The organism is Larsenimonas rhizosphaerae (assembly GCF_023700005.1).
Classification (GTDB): domain Bacteria; phylum Pseudomonadota; class Gammaproteobacteria; order Pseudomonadales; family Halomonadaceae; genus Larsenimonas; species Larsenimonas rhizosphaerae.
The window spans coordinates 113,543-134,786 of the sequence record NZ_JAMLJK010000005.1; the positions used below are offsets into that span (position 1 = coordinate 113,543).

Sequence of the window (21,244 nt, forward strand, 5' to 3'; positions counted from 1 at the left end):
TGGTCCTTTATCACGGCGCTGTCGACTCGCCTGTCGGTGACCTGAAGTACTTGAAAAAGTCACTTTTCGGATCAAGCACCATCATGTTTTTGCTGCTGCTGTCGAAGCTGTCACGATAGGCTTCAAGCGACCGATAGAAGCGGAAGAAATCCTCGTTCTGGCGGTAGGCACCGGCATAGATGGTGGATGCCTTCGCATCCCCCTGACCACGAATGGTCTCGGAGGTTTCGCGTGCATCGGCCAACAGGGCCTTGCTTTGCTGATCGGCCTTGGCCTTGATTTCCTCGGACTCCTGACGCCCTTCGGCACGATAGCGCTGCGCCTCACGCTGACGCTCACTGCGCATGCGCTCGTAAACGGCCTGAGACACTTCATTGGGCAGATCGATACGCTTCACGCGAATGTCCAGAATAGCCACACCGAGCTCGCTACGCATGGCCGCATCAAGGTCATTGGTGGGCTTGTCCATCGTCTCTTCCTTCAGCGCCTTGCTATCCTGCTTTTCGGGCTCGGGCTTCTCCTTTTGCTGAGCAGCCGCCACGGACCGATCTGCCACGATATCGCTGAGTTCAAGTCGACCAAACTCATTACGCAGACGCTCGTCAACGCGAGGAGCAATCAGGCGCTCTGCCATCTGCTCGTCACCACTGGTGGCTTCGTAGTAGCTTTGCGGATTGATGATCTTCCACTTGACGTAGGAGTCAACAATAACGGCCTTCTTGTCCTTGGTGAGATAGCGACTTGCCGACGCATCCAGTGACATGACACGACCATCAAAGGTCTTGACCGTATTCAGAAGCGGCCATTTGAAATGAAGGCCGGGCTGAATATCCTTTTCGACGATCTCGCCAAAGCGCAGCTTGATGGCTCGCTGAGTCTCATTGACGATGTACATGCTGCTGTTGCCGATCCAGGCCACAACGGCCAGCACCGCGATGATGGCCAGGGCGCGATTATTAAGCATTAGCGTCCCTCCCGGGTAGTGGAATACTGCTGACGAACAGGCTCAACGACCTTGCGGGAGATATCCCGGAGTTCATCAAGATTGACGCCCTTCGAGGAGGAGGCCTGGCTCGAGGATGCACTACCTGTTCCGCTTTCAAGGCCATCCAGCGGCAGAATCAGCGCGTTACCCTGCGTCAGATCCACCAGTGCCTTGCCGGTATGCGAGAAAATATCGCTCATGGTATCCAGATAGAGCCGGTCACGTGTGATATCCGGAGCCTGAACATAGGCGGAATTAAGACTCAGGAAGCGGTTGGCCTCACCCTGGGCACGGGATACGGCATTCTTGCTGTAAATGTCCGCTTCACGTTCGATCCGGTAAGCCTGACCACGTGCCTGTGGAAGAACCGAGTTGGCATAGCCGCGGGCATCGTTGATGGCACGCTCACGATCTTCACGAGCACGGATGACATCATCAAAGGCATCCTGTACCTGATCAGGTGCAGATGTACTTTCGACGTTGACCGCCTTGAGCTGAAGCCCCACGCCATAGGCGTTGAGGTAGGACTGAAGACGCGTGGTGACGTTGGACGCCAGCAGTTCACGACCGGATGTCAGAATATCATTCATCACGGTCTGGCCAGCGACATAACGCAGCGCGGAGTCCGTGGCATTTTCAAGACTGAGTTCCGGTGCACGAACGTTCAGGATGTAGTCACGCGGGTTGGATACCACGTACTGAACCGACATCTTGACCTTAACGATGTTCTCGTCCTGGGTCAGCATCGAAGCCGTCTGGGACAGCGAGCGTACCTTGGTCACGTTGACTTCACGCACTTCGTCCACGAAGGGCGCGTTCCAGTGAAGGCCAGGGCCCACGGTTTCGGTGTACTTGCCAAATCGCAGTACCACTCCGCGCTCGGACTGATCCACCAGGTAGAAGCCGGAGGCAAACCAGACACCAGCCAGCACGACCACGATCAGGGCCGGCAGCGCAAAGGCATTACGCTTGTGCCCGTTATCGTCAGGTGAACTGCCGTTGCCGCCATTACCGCCCTTGCCACCACGCTTGCCGAACAGGCCACCGAGCTTGTTCTGAATGTCCTTCAGCGCCTCATCAAGGTCCGGGGGGCCGCCTCCATTTCTGGAAGGCCGGTCCGGCTTTTTATCGTCATCACGGCGACCACCACCACTCCAGGGGTCATGTGAATTATTGTTTCCACCACCACCCGGCTCGTTCCAGGCCATAGATCAGTCTCCACTCAACAAGTTGCAAAGGGCGCCAAAGGGTCTCAGTAAGCGTCTTCAAAATACGATTCAGGCAGATAATCTTCCGGACGTTCATCACCTCGGGACAACAACTGAAGAAAGTCCCGTTCAGGCAGACGAATGGCCAGCCGAGTATTGCCCTGCTCGTCGAACGCTTCGTCACGAACGGCATTCAGTTCGTGCAATTGTGCACGTAACCAGCCCTTTTGGGGCGGCAACGTAAGTTCGAGATCAACCATGTCGACAGCAAGACGTGCCGTCAGGGCTTCTCGCAGCAGATCGAGGCCCGTGCCTTCCTGTGCCGAAACCCATACTGCCGTCGGAGCATGGTAGTCATCCTGCTCGATACGTGGCGAGGAACCCAGCAGATCAATCTTGTTCATGACAAGAAGCTGCGGCACCTGATCAGCACCGATTTCCACCAGCACCTTGTTGACTTCAGCGATATTGGACTCTCGCTCGGGGTCGGCAGCATCAATGACATGAATCAGAAGATCCGCCTGAGCAGCTTCCTCAAGTGTCGCCTTGAAGGCTTCAACCAGCTTGTGAGGCAGATGGCGGATAAACCCTACGGTATCGGCCATGACGATCGGGCCAACATCGTGAATTTCCACTCGTCGCAGGGTAGGGTCCAGGGTTGCAAACAATTGATCAGCCGCGTAGACATCGGCCGAGGTCAGCGTATTGAACAGCGTGGACTTGCCGGCGTTGGTATATCCGACCAGTGATACGGTCGGAATTTCACCGCGATCACGCGCTCGGCGATTCTGTTCACGCTGACGACGTACCTTGTCCAGCCGCTTGTGAATGGCCTTGATGCGGGCGCGCAGCAGACGTCGGTCGGTTTCAAGCTGGGTTTCACCCGGACCACGAAGACCGATCCCCCCCTTCTGACGCTCAAGGTGAGTCCAGCCCCTGACCAGCCGCGTCGACATGTATTCAAGCTGGGCCAGTTCGACCTGCAGCTTGCCCTCATGCGTTCGCGCCCGCTGGGCAAAAATATCGAGAATAAGCCCGGTACGGTCAAGTACACGGCATTTCAGCTCGCGTTCGAGATTACGTTCCTGGGAAGGAGACAGTGCATGGTTGAACAGCACCACTTCCGCTTCATGCGCAGCAATGATGGCACGAAGCTCATCAAGCTTGCCCTCACCCAGAAAGGTTCTGGGATCCGGATTTCTGCGGCTGCCTTCCAGCAGCGCGGCAGGAACCGCACCCGCAGAGCGGGCCAGTTCCATGAATTCTCCAGCGTCTTCACGCTGGTCCGCCGCCTGAAAATCAATATGCACCAGGACGGCGGTTTCACCTGAGCCGGGACGTTCAAAGAACAAATAGCGCCTCTCTCATCAACTTTCCTGACCGGGTTGCGCAGGATCCTGCGCCGGCAGGCGAACATTACGGGACGGAACAACCGTGGAAATAGCGTGCTTGTATACCATCTGGCTTACGGTATTGCGCAAAAGGATCACGAACTGATCGAAGGATTCGATCTGACCCTGCAGCTTGATACCGTTGACCAGAAAGATCGAAACCGGAATACGCTCTTTGCGCAGGATGTTCAGGTAAGGGTCTTGAAGGGATTGTCCTTTGGACATGTTGCTCTCCCGAATCTAATAAGAGTTATGTGTTGGTATTCGTTGTCGTTAAATGCGCGCAAGGCAATCCACGTCCAGAGCAGCACGACACCATGAACGTGACCGCTCATGTTACGCTAAGTGCAGTCACCACGCACGATTTTCAAGGTGACTTCAAGTGCATCTTCAGTCAGGGGATCAACCCAGCGGGCATCATCCCAGCGTCTGAGCCAGGTCAGCTGCCGCTTGGCAAGCTGTCGGGTAGCAATAATCCCTCGCTCACGAAGGGCATCAAGATCATGATCCCCACGCAAATACTCAAGCACCTGACGATACCCAACGCTTTTCATGGCAGGCAGTTCAGCAGACAGGGCCATCTTGTGGCAAAGGGCCCGAACCTCCTCCACCAGGCCCTGTTCCAGCATGAGATCAAACCGGATGGCTATCCGCTTGTGCAGTATCCTGCGATCTGACGGACACAGGACAATGGGCCGGGGAATAAAGGGAAGCGACTGGCTCTGCTGCGCCTCCCAGTGCGCCGTCAGCGTGCGCCCGCTGATGCGATAGACTTCCAGCGCACGCATCAGTCGCTGCGGATCATTGGGATGAATGCGGGCCGCAGATACCGGGTCTACCGAGGCCAGCTCTGCATGCAGGGCCGCAAGCCCCTTCTGCTCTGCCTGTCGAACCAGTACCTTTCGCACATCGGCATTCGCCGAGGGCATGCTGGCCGCACCATCCACCAGCACCTTGAAATACAGCATGGTGCCGCCCACCAGTACCGGCATCCGTCCTGCGGCATGAATATCCTGAATATGCGCCAGCGCATCCTGCCGGAACTCGGCTGCACTGTATGGTTCATCAGGCTCTCGAATGTCGATCAGCCGGTGTGGCGCCCGGGCAAGCTCTTCCGGGGACGGCTTGGCCGAACCGATATCCATGCCACGATAGACCATGGCAGAATCGACACTGATGAGTTCCGCCCCCAGCCGTTCATGAAGCGCCATGGCCAGGTCGGTTTTTCCTGACGCGGTCGGCCCCATGATAAAAGGAACCACCGGCAGTGATGAAGATGCCGTCATGCCGCTTATTGTCCCCTCAAAAACAGTTTATCGAGCTGGGTCATCGAAAGCTCCGTCCAGGTGGGACGGCCATGATTGCACTGACCGCTGCGCTCGGTGTGTTCCATATCCCGTAGCAGGGCGTTCATTTCCGGCAGGGTCAGACGCCGATTGGCCCGAATACTGCCGTGGCAGGCCATGGTGGACAGAATTTCGTTCAAATGTGCTTCGATACGGTCAGAGCGGCCAAAGCGCTCAAGCTCGACCAGCATGTCACGCACCAGGGACTCTACATCTGCCTTGCCCAGCAAAGCCGGCACCTGACGTACAAGCAGTGTTTCGGGGCCGCCCGGCTCCAGTACAACGCCGAGCCGCTCGAAGGCCTCAGCCTCCTGTTCAGCCACTTCAAGCTGCGGTGCAGCGGCCGCCATGGACACGGGAACGAGCAGCGGCTGCGCCTGGAGCTGACCGGACAGCCACTGCTGTTTCATTCGTTCGTAGGTAATACGCTCATGAGCAGCATGCATGTCCACCACGACCATTCCACGCTCGGTCTGGGACAGAATGTAGACGCCATGAAGCTGGGCCACCGCATACCCCAATGGCGGAGTCTCGGTACCAGTGTCCTCAGGCATGGAAGGGGAAGATGCCGTCCGTGATGAAGAGGAATCCTCAGGTGCCGGTACCCCGCCCCCTGGCGTCAACAGGCTGGCTTCATGCTCGGGGTGCAGGGCTCGATAACCGGCCATGAACTCCCGCACCCGATGCTCCCCCGCCGGCTGCGACGATGCAGAAGCGGACCAGTCACGGCTGCCACTCTGCTCAGGGCGCAGTAACATGGCCTGCTGCTGCCAGTCCGGGGCGGTGTCAACGTCAGAGGTTCGAGCGTCTGCTTCCTGATCCTGACTGTCGCGCTCGGCCGGCCTTACATCCGCCAGCGCCTTGTGTAGGCTTGAAAACAGAAAGTCATGTACCAGTCGGCCATCCCGAAAACGCACTTCATGCTTGGTCGGGTGGACATTGACGTCCACTACCGCCGGGTCCAGTTCAAGATACAGGACAAAAACCGGATGGCGGCCATGAAACAGCACGTCACGGTAGGCCTGGCGGACCGCGTGTGCGACCAGCCGATCGCGAATGACCCGACCATTGACGAAGAAATACTGCTGATCGGCCTGAGCACGGGTATGAGTGGGAAGCCCCACCCAGCCCGACAGGCGAAGCCCGGTAGCTTCAATATCGATATGCAGGGCATTTTTCAGAAACTCCCGACCCAACAGGGCCGCAATGCGCTGCTCGCCCGCCAGCTCACTGTCGCACGGCCCCAGTTGATGCACCGGCTTCTGGTTGTGTCGCAGTGACCAGCCAATATCAAACCGTGACAGAGCGAGGCGACGAAAGACCTCCTCAACATGATTGAGCTCGGTCTTTTCAGTACGAAGAAACTTGCGGCGAGCTGGCGTATTGAAGAAAAGGTCACGCACCGTCACGCTCGTGCCCCGCGGATGAGGCGCCGGCGTGACGCTTGACTGCATGTCACGCCCTTCAGCCGTCACCCGCCAGGCCTGGCTGGTATCATCGTAAGTATTGGAAAAAAGCTCCAGCCGGGATACCGAACTGATTGCGGCCAGGGCCTCGCCTCGAAAGCCGAGGCTTTGTACCCCTTCCAGATCGCTCAGGCTTTCAATCTTGCTGGTGGCATGACGCGACAGGGCCAGTGGCAAATCATCGTGACCGATGCCGCGGCCGTTATCACGCACACGAATCAACCGGGCGCCTCCGGCCTCCAGTTCGATATCGATCCGGCGCGCACCGGCATCGATGGCATTTTCCACCAGCTCCTTGATGACGGACGAGGGGCGCTCGACCACCTCACCGGCAGCAATCTGGTTGGCCAGCCGGGGTGGCAGCACCTGAATACGGCGCTGCTGATCTACACTCACGGTACTCATGATGACCTCAGGGAATATTCAGTACCTGTCCGACCCGCAATACGCTGGACGACAGCTGGTTGGCCTGGCGCAGGGCAACCAGAGAGACATTGTAACGCGAGGCTATCGAGGACAGGGTGTCACCGGAGCGGACACGGTATTCATCACGTGCCCCGCCACGGCTCTGGTCACGCTGCCAGGCTATCAGGCTATCAGGGGGCGGCTGGCGCTCGAAATGGGCTTTGATGCCGCTGTAGACGGCATTCATCAACTGCGTCTGATGAGACGGACTTTGCAGCAGCCGCTCTTCGGTCTGGTTGGTAATGAATCCGGTTTCAATCAGCAGTGACGGAATGTCCGGAGACTTCAACACCACAAAGCCTGCCTGCTCGACACGGCCGTGCCTGATCTTGTTGACGCGTTTGATCTGGCGCAGCACATCGCTGCCCGCCCCCAGCGAATCATTGATGGTGGCCGTCATGCTCAGGTCCAGCAATACTCCCCGAAGCATTCGGTCCTTGTCACCCAGGCTAAGATCACCGCCCACACCACCAATCAGATCGGAGTCGTTTTCGCTTTTGGCCAGCCAGCGAGCCGATTCCGAGGTCGCGCCGTGCTGGGACAGCGCAAATACGGAGCTGCCGCGAGGCGAACTGGAACGCGCGGCGTCCGCATGAATAGAGACAAAGAAGTCGGCATGGTGATTACGCGCAATATCCGTCCGGCCACGCAGGGGGATGAACACATCACTGTTGCGTGTCAGGTAGGCCTTGAAACCAGGCGTCGCATTGAAGCGGGCGGCCAGGCGGCGGGCCATCTGCAGAACCACATTCTTTTCATATACGCGGTGCGGGCCAACCGCGCCCGGATCCTTGCCACCATGCCCCGGGTCCACCACCACGACAATGTCACGACGTGGGTGTGACGTCGCAGGCTGGCGTGCCGGAACAGCAGCCTGCTCGGCGGCGTCTTCCTGAGCATCCTCCTGCACCTTGCGCCGGGCCAGCGCTTCCGTGGCTGCGTTTTCACGCTGGCGGATAATCGCCTCAATGGGGTCGCCACCGGTAGACGGCGCGGCGCCGCTGCCCGAGCCACGCAAATCAATCACCAGATCCCGCCCGCCCGAGCCGGCGCGCCATTGCTGCGTGAAGGATACCGGCGCCGTCAGATCCAGCACGATTCGCAGATTGCGCCCCTGGCGAACACCGGAGCGCACCGACTTCACCAGCGCACTGTCAGCATTACCGGTCGTCAGCGGACCGGACCGTTGCGTTTCATCCAGATCCACTACCAACCGGGCCGGATTATCAAGGGTAAACACCTTGCTGGTCGTTTCACTGTCCAGTGAAAACACCAGGCGCGTTGCACCTTCCGACGATGAAACATCAAGCCCTTCAAGCGAGGCGCCACGCGCCGAAAAGGACACGGCTACGCCCGCCATCACGATAAACAGCAGGATGTAATGTACCAGGACACGCAAGGGCATAAACCTTCCTTAAATCACATGACGCAGAAACACGGTAGTCATGTTCCTGCCGACAGGGCCTTGATCACCATTGCCCCGTACGTTGTACGCGCATCAATTACAACATGCCGCCCTTCCGGCAACACCTCCAGCTGCAGCAGAAGATCAGGCTCGGAAAGCCAGCCTTCGCCGCGTACCGGCCATTCCACCACCACAATGGCATCGTCGCGGCCCAGTACATCACGCGCACCCACAAACTCGAGTTCTTCCGGATCCCCCAGGCGGTACAGGTCAAAATGATAGAGCTGCACCGTGGCCAGTTCGTAGGGTTCCATCAAGGTATAGGTCGGGCTTTTGACGGCGCCTTCGTAACCATAAGCGCGAAGCAGCCCCCGGGTCAGCGTGGTCTTGCCTGCCCCCAGTTCGCCGTCAAGAAACAGCGTGCCACGTCCCTTCAATGCTTCGCCCAGCTGTTTGCCAAAGGCAACCTGGGCGGCTTCGTCCTGCAAGGTGATTTTCATGATGTCATTACTGCGGGTTGGCCATTCGTCGCGCAAAGGATGCCAGATCAGTCGCCAGCAAGCCACGCTCCCCCGCATCGGCAGCCGCCTTGTCTGCCGCACAACCGTGCAGCAACGTACCGGTCAGGGTCGCCTCCAGCAGTGACAGGCCCTGCGCCAGCATGGCGGTAATGAAGCCTGTCAGGGTATCGCCCATTCCCCCGGTCGCCATACCGGGGTTACCGTAGGGGTTCAAATACACCTTCACCTCCCCGTCACCGTCTTCACCGGCCACCAGCGTACCGGCTCCCTTGAGCAGCACCACGCCACCGTAGCGGGATTGAAGCTCTCGGACTGCCGCACAGCGGTCTGCCTGCACCTCAGCTACCGAACAGGACAGCAGCGCAGCAGCTTCCCCTGGATGGGGCGTGAGCACCTGATGGTCATTGTGTGGCGCACCGAGATGCCGTAACAGGTGCAGCCCATCGGCATCGATGACCTTGATGGCCGGACGCTGAACGGCGGCAGCCATCAACCCCTGCCCCCAGGCGCCCTGGCCGAGTCCAGGGCCTATCGCAATAACATCGGCCGCATCGAGCAGATCCTTGATGTCATGCGCGTTACGAGTGGCACGCACCATCAATTCAGGCCGGCGTGTCAGGGCCGGTGCAATGTGAATTTCATCGGTAGCCAGGCTGACGAGGCCGGCGCCAAGCCGGGCACAGGCCTCGGCAACCATGATCGTGGCTCCGCCATACCCTGGCCGGCCTCCAATAACCAGAGCATGGCCACACTGCCCCTTGTGGGTGCTGGGCCGGCGGCGCGGCAGGCTGTGTGCAATGCGGTCGCGATTCAGCAATGTCGCCTGCCAGGGTACCTGCGCGATCTGCCGCATCGAGGCATCAAGCGAGGCAAAGACGCACTCCCCGACATGATCCACTGCTGAGCCGGTATAAAGCCCCACCTTGCGCCCAATAAAGGTCATGGTGATATCTGCACAGACGGCGGCTTCCTCGACCTGGCCGGTATCGGCATTGACGCCGGAGGGAACATCAAGTGCAAGTACTGGCAGATTCGACCGGTTGATGCAGTCAATGGCAGCATCATAAGGTGCCCGAAGCGGTCCCTGAACGCCGATACCCAGCAATGCATCCACTACCAGTGCCCCGTCAAGCCGGAGCTGTGGATGCCAGGGCGTCACGTGGACTCCGGCATCACGCGCCATGTGCCAGGCACCCTGCGCCTCACCGGTCAGATGCTGTGGCGCCTTCAATGCCACCACCTGCACCCGAAGACCGGCCTGACGCGCGAGCGCTGCCACCACGTAGCCATCACCGGCATTATTGCCGCCGCCACACAACACGCTCAACGAAGCTACATCAGGCCAGCGCTGGCGCAGCAAACGCCAGGCGGCCATACCTGCCCGGCGCATCAGTTCAAGCCCGGTCAGGCCGTGGTCGGTTATCTGTCGATCCAGCTCTCGGGCCTGATCGGCAGTGTATAAACGAATAGAACGATCAAACGACACGCCGCGCCTCCTTTGAACATCAAACCCCCGGTGGTCGAAAGCCAGGGGGCGAACAGGATACACTAGCACTTCATACGCTTCTGTTCCGACCTCCTGTGCCCCCATGCCCGATACCCGCTCGACCTCTTCATCGTCACTTGACTACGACGCGCTTGCCACCGACATCAAGCACTGGGCGCGGGAGCTCGGCTTCAGTGACGCCGGCATCACGGATGTGGATCTGGGCGAGCATGAAGCCTACCTGGCATCGTGGCTGGCTGCCGGCCATCACGGCACCATGGATTACATGGAAAAGCATGGCACAAAACGTACCCGCCCGGCAGAGCTGATCCCGGGAACACTGCGCATCATCAGCGTGCGAATGGACTACCTGCCCCCGGAAGTGGAAACCGCAAGACTGTTGGGGCAGCCCGACAAGGCGTATGTCTCGCGCTACGCGCTGGGTCGTGACTATCACAAGCTGATCCGGAAGCGCCTGGATCAGCTGGCACGCAAACTGCAGCAGGCAATCGGGTCGTTCGGCTTTCGCGCCTTTGTGGATTCAGCCCCGGTAATGGAGCGTGCTCTGGCGATGAAGGCCGGTCATGGCTGGTTCGGCAAGAATGCCATGCTGCTCAACCCGAAGGCAGGTTCACTGTTTTTCCTTGGCGAGCTGTATACCGACCTGCCGCTACCGGTCGACAGGCCCTTTGCCACGGAACACTGCGGTTCCTGCAACCAGTGCCGGGTGGCCTGCCCGACCGGCGCTATTGTGGATGACAAGGTGGTCGACGCCAGAAAGTGCATTTCCTACCTGACCATTGAACTGCACGGAGCGATTCCAGAGCATTTTCGCGCAGCCATGGGCAACCGGGTATTCGGCTGTGATGACTGCCAGCTGGTATGCCCCTTCACCCGCTTTACCCGTCGCAGCAATGAAACGGATTTCACCCCACGACATGCACTGGATCGCGCCTCGCTGGTTGAGCTGTTCAACTGGGGAGAGGAAGAATTTCTGGAAAAAACCGCCGGCAGTCCGATTCGCCGGATCGGCTACGAGCGCTGGCTCAGGAATCTGGCGGTGGGCCTTGGCAATGCGCCCTGCTCACCACAGGTCATCAGCGCCCTCAAGGCACGTCAGGCCTACCCTTCAGCCCTGGTGCGCGAGCATGTCGCCTGGGCACTGAACCGGCACCGCCGAACGGACATGCCGGTTGTTTTCAAGTCGCCCATGGCAGCTGCACAGGCGACATTGCCCTGAACAGCGTTACTTCAGATCAAGGAAGTGGGTGCGGTAATACTGCATTTCCTCGATCGACTCCCGAATATCATCCAGTGCCTGATGGCTGCCCTTTTTGACAAGCCCCTTGAGGATATCGGGCTTCCAGCGTCGGGCCAGCTCCTTGAGTGTGGATACATCGATGTTGCGATAGTGGAAAAAGCGTTCCAGTGTCGGCATTTCATACTGCAGGAAACGCCTGTCCTGATGGACGCTGTTACCGCACATCGGGGATACCCCCTCACCGACATGCTCAGCCAGAAAGGCGATGGTCTGACGCTCTGCATCTGCCGTCATCACGCGACTTTCCTGTACCCGCCTGACCAGCCCGCTCTCACCGTGCGTACGCGTATTCCATTCATCCATGGCGTCCAGCAGACTGTCAGGCTGGTGGATGGCCAGCACGGGTCCCTCGGCAATCAGGTTCAGATCGCCATCGGTGACAATGGTGGCAATCTCGATGATACGCTCACTGGCCGGCTCAAGGCCGGTCATCTCCAGATCGATCCAGATCAGCCGGTCATCGCTCAACTTGCTCATTCAAAAACGCTCCCCTGCAGGGTTTCAGCGAGACCATGGTACGGCCTCGACAGTGAACACATGGTCATTACCATCATTAAAAGCGTACAATCTGGCTGACCATTACACCAGCGAAGGGCGCATGAGCCGACGAAAACTGAGCCGCCAGCAACAATGGCGCATCGACAAGATTCAGGCCGAGAAAACCAAACGCGCAGCGCGCAAGGAAACCCACAGTGCCGAGAAGGAAGCCAGAGGCGAGTACGGCCCGGAACAGACCGGCCGAGTCATTGCCCACTTCGGCCGTACCCTGGATATTGCCGACGATGCGCATCGACTGTTTCACTGCCACCAGCGCGCCAATCTGGACTCACTGGTAACAGGAGACCGGGTTATTTTTCGTGCCGGCGATGATGCCACCGGTGTCATCGAAGCACGCCTTGAGCGCGACTCCACTCTGGAACGTCCCGATGCCCGAGGCAATCTACGCCCGGTGGCCGCCAATGTGGACCGCATCCTGATCGTGTTCGCCGTGGAACCTGCCCCGCATCCCAATCTGATTGACCGTTATCTGGTCGCTTGCGAGGCCACCGGTATTACACCGGTACTGCTGCTGAACAAGACCGATCTGTTGCCCGAGGATGGCGGGGAACTGCGACGCTGGCTGGCCGAATACGAACAGCTTGGCTACGACGTGGTGCCGGCCTCCATCAAGGAGGAGCACGGCCTTGATGTGCTCACCCGCCAGGTTCATGAATTCACCACGGTCTTTGTCGGCCAGTCGGGAGTGGGGAAATCCTCACTGATCGGTGCCCTGCTGCCCGAAGAGGACCTGCGGGTCGGCGCGCTCTCCGAACAGCAGCGCAAGGGAACGCACACCACCACTACGGCGCGACTCTATCGATTTCCTGCAGGAGGCGAATTGATCGATTCTCCCGGGATTCGCGAGTTTGGCCTGATGCACCTGACCGAGCGTCAGGTAGCCGACGGGTTCATAGAGTTCAGACCCTTTCTCGGCACCTGCCGCTTCCGGGACTGCCGCCACCGCAGCGAGCCTGGCTGTGCATTGCTTGACGCCGTGGAGCAGGGGCATATCAGTGCCTCCCGCTTTGCAAGCTACCGTCATATCATTGCAAGCCTTGAAGCCTGAAGACGCCCTGCCCCTGCATGAAAAAACGGCGCCTTTCGGCGCCGTTTCCTGTTAGTACCCGCGTGATCAATCAGCCTTCCATCAGCAGCAGGATCGACAGCACAAACAGTACCCACATGGCAGGCTTGACTTCACGCGCCTTGCCCACACCAACCTTGACGACCACGAACGACAGAAAGCCGAAGACCACACCGTGGGTAATCGAGTAGGTCAGCGGAATAAGGATCATAGCGATAAAGGCCGGAATGGCATCGTCCATCTCGTACCAGTTGATCATCCGGATCGGGTCCAGCATGAATACCCCGACCATGATCAAGGCCGGCGCGGTGGCAATGGCCGGCACCAGCGACAGCAGCGGTGAGAGGAACAGAAACGGCAGGAACAACAGTGCCGCAACTACCGCCACCAGCCCGGTCCGTCCGCCCTGGCTGATACCCGCAGCCGATTCAACATAGGCGTTGGCCGGGCTGGTTCCGAGCGGGGCCGAGATCAAGGCAGACAGTGCATCGATGACCATTGACTGGCGAATATTGCGAGGCTCGCCATTCTTGTCCAGCAGCTTGCCGGCCTGACACACGCCCATGAAGGTAGACAGGGCATCAAAGAAGATGGTGAAAAGAATCACGAAGATGAATGGCGCATAGGCCACGTCCAGCGCCCCCATGATATCCACCTGCATCAGACCACTGAAATCAGGCCAGGCAAAGATACCACTGAAATTGACAAGGGTCGGTGTGCCCAGGTACGCGCTGCCATCCCCCCACCAGCGGCCGATCGGCCAGGCCAGCAGGGTGGTGAAGATGATTCCCAGAATCAACGCACCCTGAACTCGCCGGGCGACCAGAACCGCAGTCAGGGCCATGCCGATCAGAAAGGTGACCAGCGGTGCATCCATGGGAGCCATGGTAACGACCGTGGCCGGGCTGGTGGTCAGAAACCCGGCATTGACCAGTCCGATGGTCGTAATGAAAAGGCCGATACCGCAGGCAATGGCATAGCGCAGCTGCGACGGGATCGCATCAATCACGTACTGGCGCACATTGAACAGGGCAAGAACGGCAAACAGCACGCCTGCCCAGAACACACATCCCAGTGCCGTTGCCCAGGGAATCCCTGCACCAAGCACCATGGTGTAGGTAAACAGCGCATTGATGCCCATGCCTGGTGCCACCAGGATCGGGTTGCGCGCATACAGGCCCATCATCAGGCTGCCGAAGAAGCTGATGATGACAGTGGCCGTCAGGGCGCTGCTGAAGGGAATGCCTGCGTCACTCAGGATGGAGGGGTTGACGACGATGATGTACATCGCCGCCAGAAAGGTGGCTACCCCTGCCAGTATTTCCTGTCTGGGCGTACTGCCCTGCGCTCTTATTGTAAATAGTTTTTCCAGCACGTTGTTACTCTCCAGCGATGGGTATAAAGCAGACTCATTATATAGATACCAGCCCTTCTGACCATGACGAGTTGTCTCAAACCCGGCCTATCCGCTAGCCTGAGACTTTCTGCCTGGCCATTGTTTACCTGAAAGGACCGCCCATGAGCACCGAAGACAACCTGCTTGGCCTGATTATTGAACCTGATCAGCTGGCGCCACTGCTTGGCGATGAGCGCCTGTTGATCATCGACGTGCCTGCCAGAGGCGACAGCTACCGGGAAGGCCATGTCCCCGGCGCCGTCTTCCTGGACCACACCCGCCTGATGGCCGGCAGCAATGGCCTCGTAGCCAATGACGTACCGGATGAAGAAGCGCTGTCGGCACTTTTTTCATCGCTGGGGCTGACCCGCGACACCCATGTGGTGGCCTATGACGATGAAGGGGGCGGCTGGGCCGGACGGCTGCTGTGGACCCTGGAATTGATGGGACACACCCGGTACTCCTACCTCAATGGCGGCATCCACGCCTGGCGAGGTGATGATCACCCGGTAGAAACGGAAGACACCCTACCGACTGCCAGCGATTATCAGGCGGAGATCAGAAATGCCGCGCTGGCCATGGATGCCGATGCCATCAGGGAGCGCATTGAAGACACCGACTTTGCCATCTGGGACGCACGCTCGCCCGATGAATATAACGGCGTCAAGGGCAAGAACCGCCACCTGGGCCACATCCCCGGCGCCATCAACATCGAGTGGACCGAGGCCATGGACCCGGCACGCCAGTATCGCCTGCGGGATTACGCCGAGCTTGTCACGCTGCTGGGTGCCCGCGGCCTGTCTCCCGAGATGGACATTGTGACGCACTGTCAGAGCCACCACCGCAGCGGCTTTACCTGGCTGGTCGGGCGCGCGCTGGGGTATGAACATATCAGCGCATACCCAGGCTCCTGGGCCGACTGGGGCAATCGTGACGATACGCCGATCGAATCCTGACAGGCAGACGTTGAATCCACAGGGATGGCATAATGCCCTCCCTCTTTTTCAGACCGGATGTGCATTGTGAATCGCGATCAGCTCTTTGCCTGGCTGCAGTACCCGCTTCCTCATCACCTGATTTCGCGGCTGGCCGGCCACCTGGCCGACTGCTCGACGCCCTGGCTGAAAAATGCCTTGATCAGACAGTTCATCAAGACCTTTGATGTCGACATGCGTGAAGCGGCCCATGAAGACCCCGAGGCGTATCGCACCTTCAACGAGTTCTTTACCCGCCCGTTGAAACACGATGCACGCCCGATAGGCGCTGGCGTGGTCTCGCCTGCCGATGGCCTGCTGTCCCAGTACGGTGCCATCGACAATGGTGATCTGATCCAGGCCAAGGGGCATACCTACAGCGTTCAATCGCTGCTGGGCGGCAATCGGAATGAAGCCGCAACATACGCCCGGGGGCAGTTTGCCACGATTTATCTCTCACCCCGGGACTATCACCGGGTCCACATGCCGTTTGCCGGACGGCTGGTATCAACCCGCTACGTCCCGGGACGCATTTTCTCGGTAAATCAGGCCACGGCACGTGAAGTACCCGGCCTTTTTGCGCGCAATGAGCGCCTTGTGTGCCATTTCGAAACAGAGGCCGGGCCCATGGCCGTGGTCCTGATTGGCGCCATGATCGTGGCCGGTATCGAAACCGTCTGGTCCGGACAGGTCACGCCAGGTGCCAAATCACCTCAGACAACCCGGTTCGATGATACCATTACCCTGGAGGCCGGTGACGAGCTGGGCCGATTCAAGCTGGGCTCCTCCGTGGTGATCTGCCTGCCGGAAGGCGTGGCGTTTCATTCGGATGTGGACACCGGTCAAATGCTGCGCATGGGTCAGTCACTCGCCGTTACCTCCTGACCCCGGTTCAGCCCTCATGAAAAACGCCGTTGCGAATCATATCGCAACGGCGTTTTTACAGGTGCAGATCTTGCCCGCCCGGAAGCGGGCGGGCACTCACTGTCAGTCCTTCGAGCGCAGCTTGCCGACAGCCTCTGCTGTCGTTGTGGCCTCCGGATTACCGAAGGTGCTGGTCAGGAAGTTGACCAGTGTCGCGACCTGTTCGTCCGTCAGGGATTCCCCGAAAGCCGGCATGAACAGTTCACCGTGGTTGTTTTCACGATGCACCCCTTCAAGGATGACACGAGTCAGGTTATCCAGATGCGTCGTACCGACCACACTGTTGTGATAAAGCGACGGATAATAACCATCGGGCGACCCACTGCCATCAGCCGCGTGACAGGTGGCACAGTTACCCATGAAAAGTTCTGCACCGGGCGAACTGTCCATGGCCTTTTCGGGGTCCTGACCGCGAACAACCATGTCAACGGCCACAGGCTCACCCTGAGTGAAACGTGAGGTTTCCATTGTCTTGCCATCATCCACGGCCGGCACCGAGCGCAGATACGTGGCGATGGCGTGCAGATCACTATCGCTCATGAAACGGAAACTGTGTTCCACGGCTTCACCCATCGGGCCTGCCGCCTGAGCCTTGCCCTTCACCGAGCCGGTTTTCAGGTACTGAACGATGTCCTCATCACTCCAGCTGCCAAGGCCTGCGGCCTTGTCATTGGTAATGTTGAAGGCATGCCAGCCACCAAGGTCAGCGCCGGACAAAAAGCCCTTCTCGGTCTCGTCGGTGCCCTTTTCCTGCATGGCAAGGCCGCGCGGGGTATGGCAGGTGCTGCAGTGAGTGGCGCCCTGTACCAGGTACGCACCCCGGTTCCAGGCATCACTTTTCTGCTCATCTGCCTGGTAGACACCCTTGTCCAGAAACATCCAGTTCCAGGCCATCAATGGCCAGCGCATGCTGAGCGGCCAGGGAATATCACTCTCCTGGTTCGGCGCATTGACCGGTTTGACCTCGTTCATGAAGTAGTCATACAGCGCCTTGATGTCACTGTCTGACATTTTGGTGTACGCGGTATAAGGCATGGCGGGGTACAAGTGATCCCCGCCCTTGTCGACGCCTTCACGCAGCACCCGCGTAAAGTCTTCCAGTGAATAGTTGCCGATCCCGGTGCTCTTGTCCGGCGTGATGTTGGTGGAGTAGATATCTCCCATCGGCGTCGGCATGGCCAGACCACCGGCAAACGGCTTGCTCTCATCAGTGGTATGACAGGCGGTACAGTCTGCGGTACGCGCAATATAGGCACCACGACTCATGCTGTTCGAGTCAGCAGACTCGGCAGCCAGGGCCGACTGGGTGGCCAGAAGACCAAGGCTTGAGGCCATCGCGAATACAAGTGATGTGCGCATCAGACTTCCCTCTTCAACGTATCGGCAATACGAAGCGACAGCGCTGCAATGGTCAGCGTGCAGTTAACGGTACCCACGGTCGGCATGGTGCCTGAACTGGCGATGAACATGTTGTCATGATCGTGAGTTCGGCAATCGCCATCAACAACACTGTTGGACGGGTTATCGCCCATCAGCACGGTGCCGCAGATATGCTGGTTATTGGCGAAATTGTCGTGATATTCCACCTCGGTGCCACCCATCAGCTGCGCAATTCGGCCATAGGCTTCACGGGTATGTACCGCACTGCGCTTCACATAGTCGTCAATCGCGTAGTGAAACTCGGGTTTGGGCAGCCCGAGGGCATCCTTTTCCGTCGCACTGGGGCGAATGAAGTTTTCAGGATGCGGCAGCAGCTCATGGAAGCTGTCGACCTGAACATACCGGGCCGCCTTGTCACGAATATCCGCGTCCAGCGCGTTGCCCAGAATCAGACGGTCGTCCTGCTTGAGAATGCGGCTGGTCATCTGATCCGTGCGTGACAGGTTCGAATGATGCAGTTTCTTGCCGGCGTACTCGGAGCGGAAATCACCATCACGCCACCCCACGATGGATGTCATTTCCTGAGGGCCACGGCCCGGCCAGAGATTTTCACTGGCAAAGAAGCTGACGCCCGTACCCGGATGATCCATCAGGTTACGACCGACCATACCGGAGCTGTTGCCCACATCGGACATCAGCATCAGTTTGGGTGTTTCGATGCCGTTGGCTGCAATCACGAAATACTTGCCTTCAACCCGCACGGAAGTACCATCCGGGGTCTTGTAATGCACCGCCTTGATCCTGCGGTCTTCACCGGCTTCGATCCTGTAGACCACAGCCTTGTCGATTACCTTCGCGCCGGCACGCTCGGCCTTTTCAACATGGAAAATGCCGTTGTACATCGCACCGATCGGGCAAATCGGCATGCAGTTGTTATTGCCACAGCAGGTGGGCCGCTCATCGTACGGACGACTATTGCGCGCCACCGGTTCGGTCACGACATAAAAGCCGTTCTCGTTCAAACGCGTCTTGACCGTGTGTTCGTTATAAGACAGCGGCAGGGGCGACATCGGGTAAGGCTTGCTGCGGGGTGAGCCCAGCTCTTCATCGCTCGGTCCCCAGACCCCCAGCTCCTCTTCGGCACGCTGGTAATAGGGTTCAAGCTCGTCGTACCCAATGGGCCAGTCGCGCCCTACGCCATACAGGGCTTTCAGCTTGAAGTCATTGGGCAGGAAACGCCAGGAGGACGCCGCCCAGTGCCAGGTGGTGCCGCCTACCGCTCGAATGTACTGGGCATCATAGGGATGCTCACCCTTCTGAATCAGATAGTCACCTGATGACGGTTCGGGATGCGGAGCATAAGGCGTCGATGGATATGGCTTCATGAAATCCATCTTGTCGGTCTGATTGCGGAACCGCTCGACGATGTCGCCACGCGGGTAGCGCGGGCCGGCCTCGAGAATCAGTACCGACTTGCCGGCCATCGCCATTTGATGTGCCACCAGTCCACCGGCAACGCCGGAGCCGACAATGACAACGTCTGCCTTGTGTTGAGTTGCCATGATTACGCTCTCTTGCCGGAAGGTTTGACTGCCCAGAAACCGGGCTCATTGGGGCAGTAACTACGAATGACCAGAATGTCATCCACTGCCTTGAACTGCAGGGCGTGACGGTAGGTCACCACCCGGGCCTGATCGCCTTCACCCACAATACCGGTATACCAGGCCGACAGGATCCGTTTGGCAGTGCGACGTTGTTCGGCATTGAGCCCGTCCACCGGCACGGCTTGTCCCTCCGGTACGGCATCAGCCAGTGACCGAAGCCTGTCGCCAAAGCCGTCATGCGCATTCAGAAGTGCCTTCAAAAGTGGCTGACCTACGGCAGGATTCAGCGCTGTCTTTTCGCACAGGGCCTGAGAAAGGCGCATGAAAACACCCAGCGAAGGTACACCGGCCTGTGCTGCAAAGGCCTTGAACGGCGACAGCATCATGGCGGAACCCGCTGCACCAGCAAGGGTTGCCCCCAGCAGCTGGCGTCGGGTCACCGCAAAGGCGCGCGATGATATGGTTTTGCGTGTCATGGTCTTGGTATCTCTTGAAAACCCACAAGGAACACAGGCGTGAAAACGGCCTGCTTGCATCATTCAGGCTCCTTGAGGAGCTCTTGATATGAAAAAAGGGCTCTAACGGCCCTTTGGGTGCCAGCATCAGGGCGTGCCTTCAAGGCACAAGTTTTGATTAAGTATTCGTTAGTGTACTAACTTTGGTTGAATTACGAAACAAGCTGTCCTTTCAGAGCCACGACAAGGGCTCATTTTAATAAACCTACCTACATTCAGCACACATGGCTGTCGAAGGCCATAATCTCTGAAAGGGTATCGGCCTGTTCCGCCAGCATGACAAGTCGGTCCACGCCCATTGCGACGCCACAGGAAGGTGGCAGACCCGCCTGTAACGCCAACAGCAACCGCTCGTCCGGGGCCACCCTGGGCAGACCGGCCTCACGGCGAGCCTCGGCATCGGCGTCAAAGCGCTGGCGCTGCTGAACGGCATCCGTCAGTTCATCATAGCCATTGGCCAGCTCCATTCCTTCATGGTAGACCTCAAATCGCGACGCTACCTCTTCCCCATCGTCATCCCTGTGACATCTGGCCAGCGCGGCCTGGGAGGCAGGAAAGTCCTGCACCACACTCAGGCAGCCACGCCCCAGCGCCGGTTCGACCTGGTAGCTCATCAAAAGATCAAGACAGACATCCCGAGACCAGTCATGCGCTGCCACGCCGGCTGCCTCTTCTGTGCGCAGGCGCAGCACATCGAGTGATGCCGTCAGCGGATCCAGACCGACGTGTGCCTTGAAGACCTCCCGATAACGCAACCTTGTTACCGCCAGTGGCTTGCCCAGCACCCGGCTGATCAGGGCGCAGGTTTCATCGATCAACGCGTCAAACCGCATTCCGGGCCGATACCACTCAAGCATCGTGAATTCAATATTGTGCCTGCGACCGGTCTCCCCATCCCGGAAAACCCGCGCAAGCTGAAAGATGGGCCCGCTGCCGGCGGCAAGCAGTCGTTTCATGTGCCCTTCAGGCGAAGTTTGCAGCCACAACTGTCGGCGACCCTCAGGGGTACTGGCTTCCAGTGACAATGAAGCAAGATACGGGTCGGTGCTGCCGCCCTGCCCCAGTACGGGCGTTTCGACTTCAAGCACGTCACGTTCGGCAAAAAAACAACGGATGGTGGCCAGATGGCGGGCACGGGCGCGAAGCCGGGCCAGGCTGGCTGTCGGCGCCCAGAAGGGAGGCATCGTCATGCGGGGATAATCCATGATTACATTGAAAACGCCGGGCACATGG

The 21,244-nt window shown here is 58.8% G+C and carries 19 protein-coding genes; 4 read left to right on the top strand and 15 right to left on the bottom strand.

The genetic code is table 11. The features are described 5' to 3' along the window. Positions 1–10: 10 nt before the first annotated feature. The 9 genes from hflC to NAT21_RS14635 form a co-directional block, all read right to left on the bottom strand. Positions 11–964, bottom strand: coding sequence for a protease modulator HflC (hflC, locus tag NAT21_RS14595; RefSeq protein ID WP_250939531.1), 954 nt, complete (start codon positions 962–964; stop codon positions 11–13). Next, the gene (gene hflK, locus NAT21_RS14600) at positions 964–2,193 is read right to left on the bottom strand and encodes an FtsH protease activity modulator HflK (protein WP_250939533.1); all 1,230 of its coding nucleotides are present in this window, start codon (positions 2,191–2,193) and stop codon (positions 964–966) included. The genes hflC and hflK overlap by 1 nt, the downstream gene beginning before the upstream one ends. A 44-nt stretch (positions 2,194–2,237) precedes the next feature. Continuing rightward, positions 2,238–3,545, bottom strand: coding sequence for a ribosome rescue GTPase HflX (gene hflX / locus NAT21_RS14605; RefSeq protein WP_250939535.1), 1,308 nt, complete (start codon positions 3,543–3,545; stop codon positions 2,238–2,240). A 15-nt stretch (positions 3,546–3,560) separates the two neighbouring features. Further along, positions 3,561–3,809, bottom strand: a complete 249-nt coding sequence (hfq, locus tag NAT21_RS14610; protein WP_250939537.1) for an RNA chaperone Hfq — start codon at positions 3,807–3,809, stop codon at positions 3,561–3,563. 116 nt (positions 3,810–3,925) lie between these two features. After that, a complete protein-coding gene (gene miaA / locus NAT21_RS14615) occupies positions 3,926–4,870 on the bottom strand; it encodes a tRNA (adenosine(37)-N6)-dimethylallyltransferase MiaA (protein ID WP_250939539.1) in 945 nt (314 codons plus the stop codon). 5 nt (positions 4,871–4,875) lie between these two features. Further along, positions 4,876–6,801, bottom strand: a complete 1,926-nt coding sequence (gene mutL, locus NAT21_RS14620) for a DNA mismatch repair endonuclease MutL (protein ID WP_250939541.1) — start codon at positions 6,799–6,801, stop codon at positions 4,876–4,878. Positions 6,802–6,808: 7 nt separating this feature from the next. Then, positions 6,809–8,266: an N-acetylmuramoyl-L-alanine amidase gene (locus NAT21_RS14625; protein ID WP_250939543.1), complete on the bottom strand. Its 1,458-nt coding sequence runs from the start codon at positions 8,264–8,266 to the stop codon at positions 6,809–6,811. 38 nt (positions 8,267–8,304) lie between these two features. Continuing rightward, a complete protein-coding gene (gene tsaE, locus NAT21_RS14630) occupies positions 8,305–8,766 on the bottom strand; it encodes a tRNA (adenosine(37)-N6)-threonylcarbamoyltransferase complex ATPase subunit type 1 TsaE (RefSeq protein WP_250939545.1) in 462 nt (153 codons plus the stop codon). Between the two features lie 7 nt (positions 8,767–8,773). Then, positions 8,774–10,273 (bottom strand): NAD(P)H-hydrate dehydratase, encoded by a 1,500-nt coding sequence (locus tag NAT21_RS14635; RefSeq protein ID WP_250939547.1) that lies wholly within the window; start codon positions 10,271–10,273, stop codon positions 8,774–8,776. A 103-nt stretch (positions 10,274–10,376) separates the two neighbouring features. Here NAT21_RS14635 and queG point away from each other — a divergent pair, with 103 nt between their 5' ends. Continuing rightward, positions 10,377–11,513, top strand: a complete 1,137-nt coding sequence (gene queG / locus NAT21_RS14640; RefSeq protein ID WP_250939549.1) for a tRNA epoxyqueuosine(34) reductase QueG — start codon at positions 10,377–10,379, stop codon at positions 11,511–11,513. 6 nt (positions 11,514–11,519) lie between these two features. Here queG and orn read toward each other — a convergent pair whose 3' ends face one another. After that, the gene (orn, locus tag NAT21_RS14645; protein WP_250939551.1) at positions 11,520–12,071 is read right to left on the bottom strand and encodes an oligoribonuclease; all 552 of its coding nucleotides are present in this window, start codon (positions 12,069–12,071) and stop codon (positions 11,520–11,522) included. Between the two features lie 121 nt (positions 12,072–12,192). On the opposite strand from orn, the gene rsgA reads away from it, so the two are divergent. Beyond that, positions 12,193–13,200, top strand: coding sequence for a small ribosomal subunit biogenesis GTPase RsgA (gene rsgA / locus NAT21_RS14650; protein WP_250939553.1), 1,008 nt, complete (start codon positions 12,193–12,195; stop codon positions 13,198–13,200). A 70-nt stretch (positions 13,201–13,270) separates the two neighbouring features. Here rsgA and NAT21_RS14655 read toward each other — a convergent pair whose 3' ends face one another. Beyond that, complete coding sequence (locus NAT21_RS14655; RefSeq protein ID WP_250939555.1) at positions 13,271–14,593, bottom strand: NCS2 family permease; 1,323 nt, start codon at positions 14,591–14,593, stop codon at positions 13,271–13,273. A gap of 143 nt (positions 14,594–14,736) precedes the next feature. Here NAT21_RS14655 and NAT21_RS14660 point away from each other — a divergent pair, with 143 nt between their 5' ends. Together NAT21_RS14660 and asd are read left to right on the top strand one after the other, a co-directional pair. Next, positions 14,737–15,570, top strand: coding sequence for a sulfurtransferase (locus tag NAT21_RS14660; RefSeq protein WP_250939557.1), 834 nt, complete (start codon positions 14,737–14,739; stop codon positions 15,568–15,570). Positions 15,571–15,627: 57 nt separating this feature from the next. Beyond that, the gene (asd, locus tag NAT21_RS14665) at positions 15,628–16,473 is read left to right on the top strand and encodes an archaetidylserine decarboxylase (RefSeq protein ID WP_407658253.1); all 846 of its coding nucleotides are present in this window, start codon (positions 15,628–15,630) and stop codon (positions 16,471–16,473) included. Between the two features lie 102 nt (positions 16,474–16,575). On the opposite strand, the gene NAT21_RS14670 is transcribed toward asd, so the two are convergent. The 4 genes from NAT21_RS14670 to epmA all read right to left on the bottom strand — a co-directional run bounded on the left by NAT21_RS14670 (position 16,576) and on the right by epmA (position 21,195). Next, on the bottom strand, positions 16,576–17,871 hold the full coding sequence (locus NAT21_RS14670; protein WP_250939561.1) for a cytochrome c: 1,296 nt from the start codon (positions 17,869–17,871) through the stop codon (positions 16,576–16,578). Beyond that, positions 17,871–19,454 (bottom strand): GMC family oxidoreductase, encoded by a 1,584-nt coding sequence (locus NAT21_RS14675; RefSeq protein WP_250939563.1) that lies wholly within the window; start codon positions 19,452–19,454, stop codon positions 17,871–17,873. The genes NAT21_RS14670 and NAT21_RS14675 overlap by 1 nt, the downstream gene beginning before the upstream one ends. Positions 19,455–19,456: 2 nt before the next feature. After that, positions 19,457–19,972 (bottom strand): sorbitol dehydrogenase family protein, encoded by a 516-nt coding sequence (locus NAT21_RS14680; protein ID WP_250939565.1) that lies wholly within the window; start codon positions 19,970–19,972, stop codon positions 19,457–19,459. Positions 19,973–20,226: 254 nt separating this feature from the next. After that, positions 20,227–21,195 carry an EF-P lysine aminoacylase EpmA gene (gene epmA, locus NAT21_RS14685; protein ID WP_250939606.1) on the bottom strand — a complete coding sequence of 323 codons (969 nt, stop codon included), beginning with the start codon at positions 21,193–21,195 and terminating at the stop codon, positions 20,227–20,229. Between the last annotated feature and the right edge of the window lie 49 nt (positions 21,196–21,244).

Excerpts from the sequence above, each read along its gene's own strand:
- mutL (WP_250939541.1), bottom strand. The coding sequence starts at position 6,801 with ATGAGTACCGTGAGTGTAGATCAGCAGCGCCGTATTCAGGTGCTGCCA.
- miaA (WP_250939539.1), bottom strand. The coding sequence starts at position 4,870 with ATGACGGCATCTTCATCACTGCCGGTGGTTCCTTTTATCATGGGGCCG.
- NAT21_RS14660 (WP_250939557.1), top strand. The coding sequence starts at position 14,737 with ATGAGCACCGAAGACAACCTGCTTGGCCTGATTATTGAACCTGATCAG.
- NAT21_RS14670 (WP_250939561.1), bottom strand. The coding sequence starts at position 17,871 with ATGCGCACATCACTTGTATTCGCGATGGCCTCAAGCCTTGGTCTTCTG.
- hflK (WP_250939533.1), bottom strand. The coding sequence starts at position 2,193 with ATGGCCTGGAACGAGCCGGGTGGTGGTGGAAACAATAATTCACATGAC.
- NAT21_RS14625 (WP_250939543.1), bottom strand. The coding sequence starts at position 8,266 with ATGCCCTTGCGTGTCCTGGTACATTACATCCTGCTGTTTATCGTGATG.
- NAT21_RS14675 (WP_250939563.1), bottom strand. The coding sequence starts at position 19,454 with ATGGCAACTCAACACAAGGCAGACGTTGTCATTGTCGGCTCCGGCGTT.
- hflC (WP_250939531.1), bottom strand. The coding sequence starts at position 964 with ATGCTTAATAATCGCGCCCTGGCCATCATCGCGGTGCTGGCCGTTGTG.
- asd (WP_407658253.1), top strand. The coding sequence starts at position 15,628 with ATGTGCATTGTGAATCGCGATCAGCTCTTTGCCTGGCTGCAGTACCCG.
- NAT21_RS14680 (WP_250939565.1), bottom strand. The coding sequence starts at position 19,972 with ATGACACGCAAAACCATATCATCGCGCGCCTTTGCGGTGACCCGACGC.
- queG (WP_250939549.1), top strand. The coding sequence starts at position 10,377 with ATGCCCGATACCCGCTCGACCTCTTCATCGTCACTTGACTACGACGCG.
- hfq (WP_250939537.1), bottom strand. The coding sequence starts at position 3,809 with ATGTCCAAAGGACAATCCCTTCAAGACCCTTACCTGAACATCCTGCGC.
- orn (WP_250939551.1), bottom strand. The coding sequence starts at position 12,071 with ATGAGCAAGTTGAGCGATGACCGGCTGATCTGGATCGATCTGGAGATG.
- tsaE (WP_250939545.1), bottom strand. The coding sequence starts at position 8,766 with ATGAAAATCACCTTGCAGGACGAAGCCGCCCAGGTTGCCTTTGGCAAA.
- epmA (WP_250939606.1), bottom strand. The coding sequence starts at position 21,195 with ATGCCTCCCTTCTGGGCGCCGACAGCCAGCCTGGCCCGGCTTCGCGCC.
- rsgA (WP_250939553.1), top strand. The coding sequence starts at position 12,193 with ATGAGCCGACGAAAACTGAGCCGCCAGCAACAATGGCGCATCGACAAG.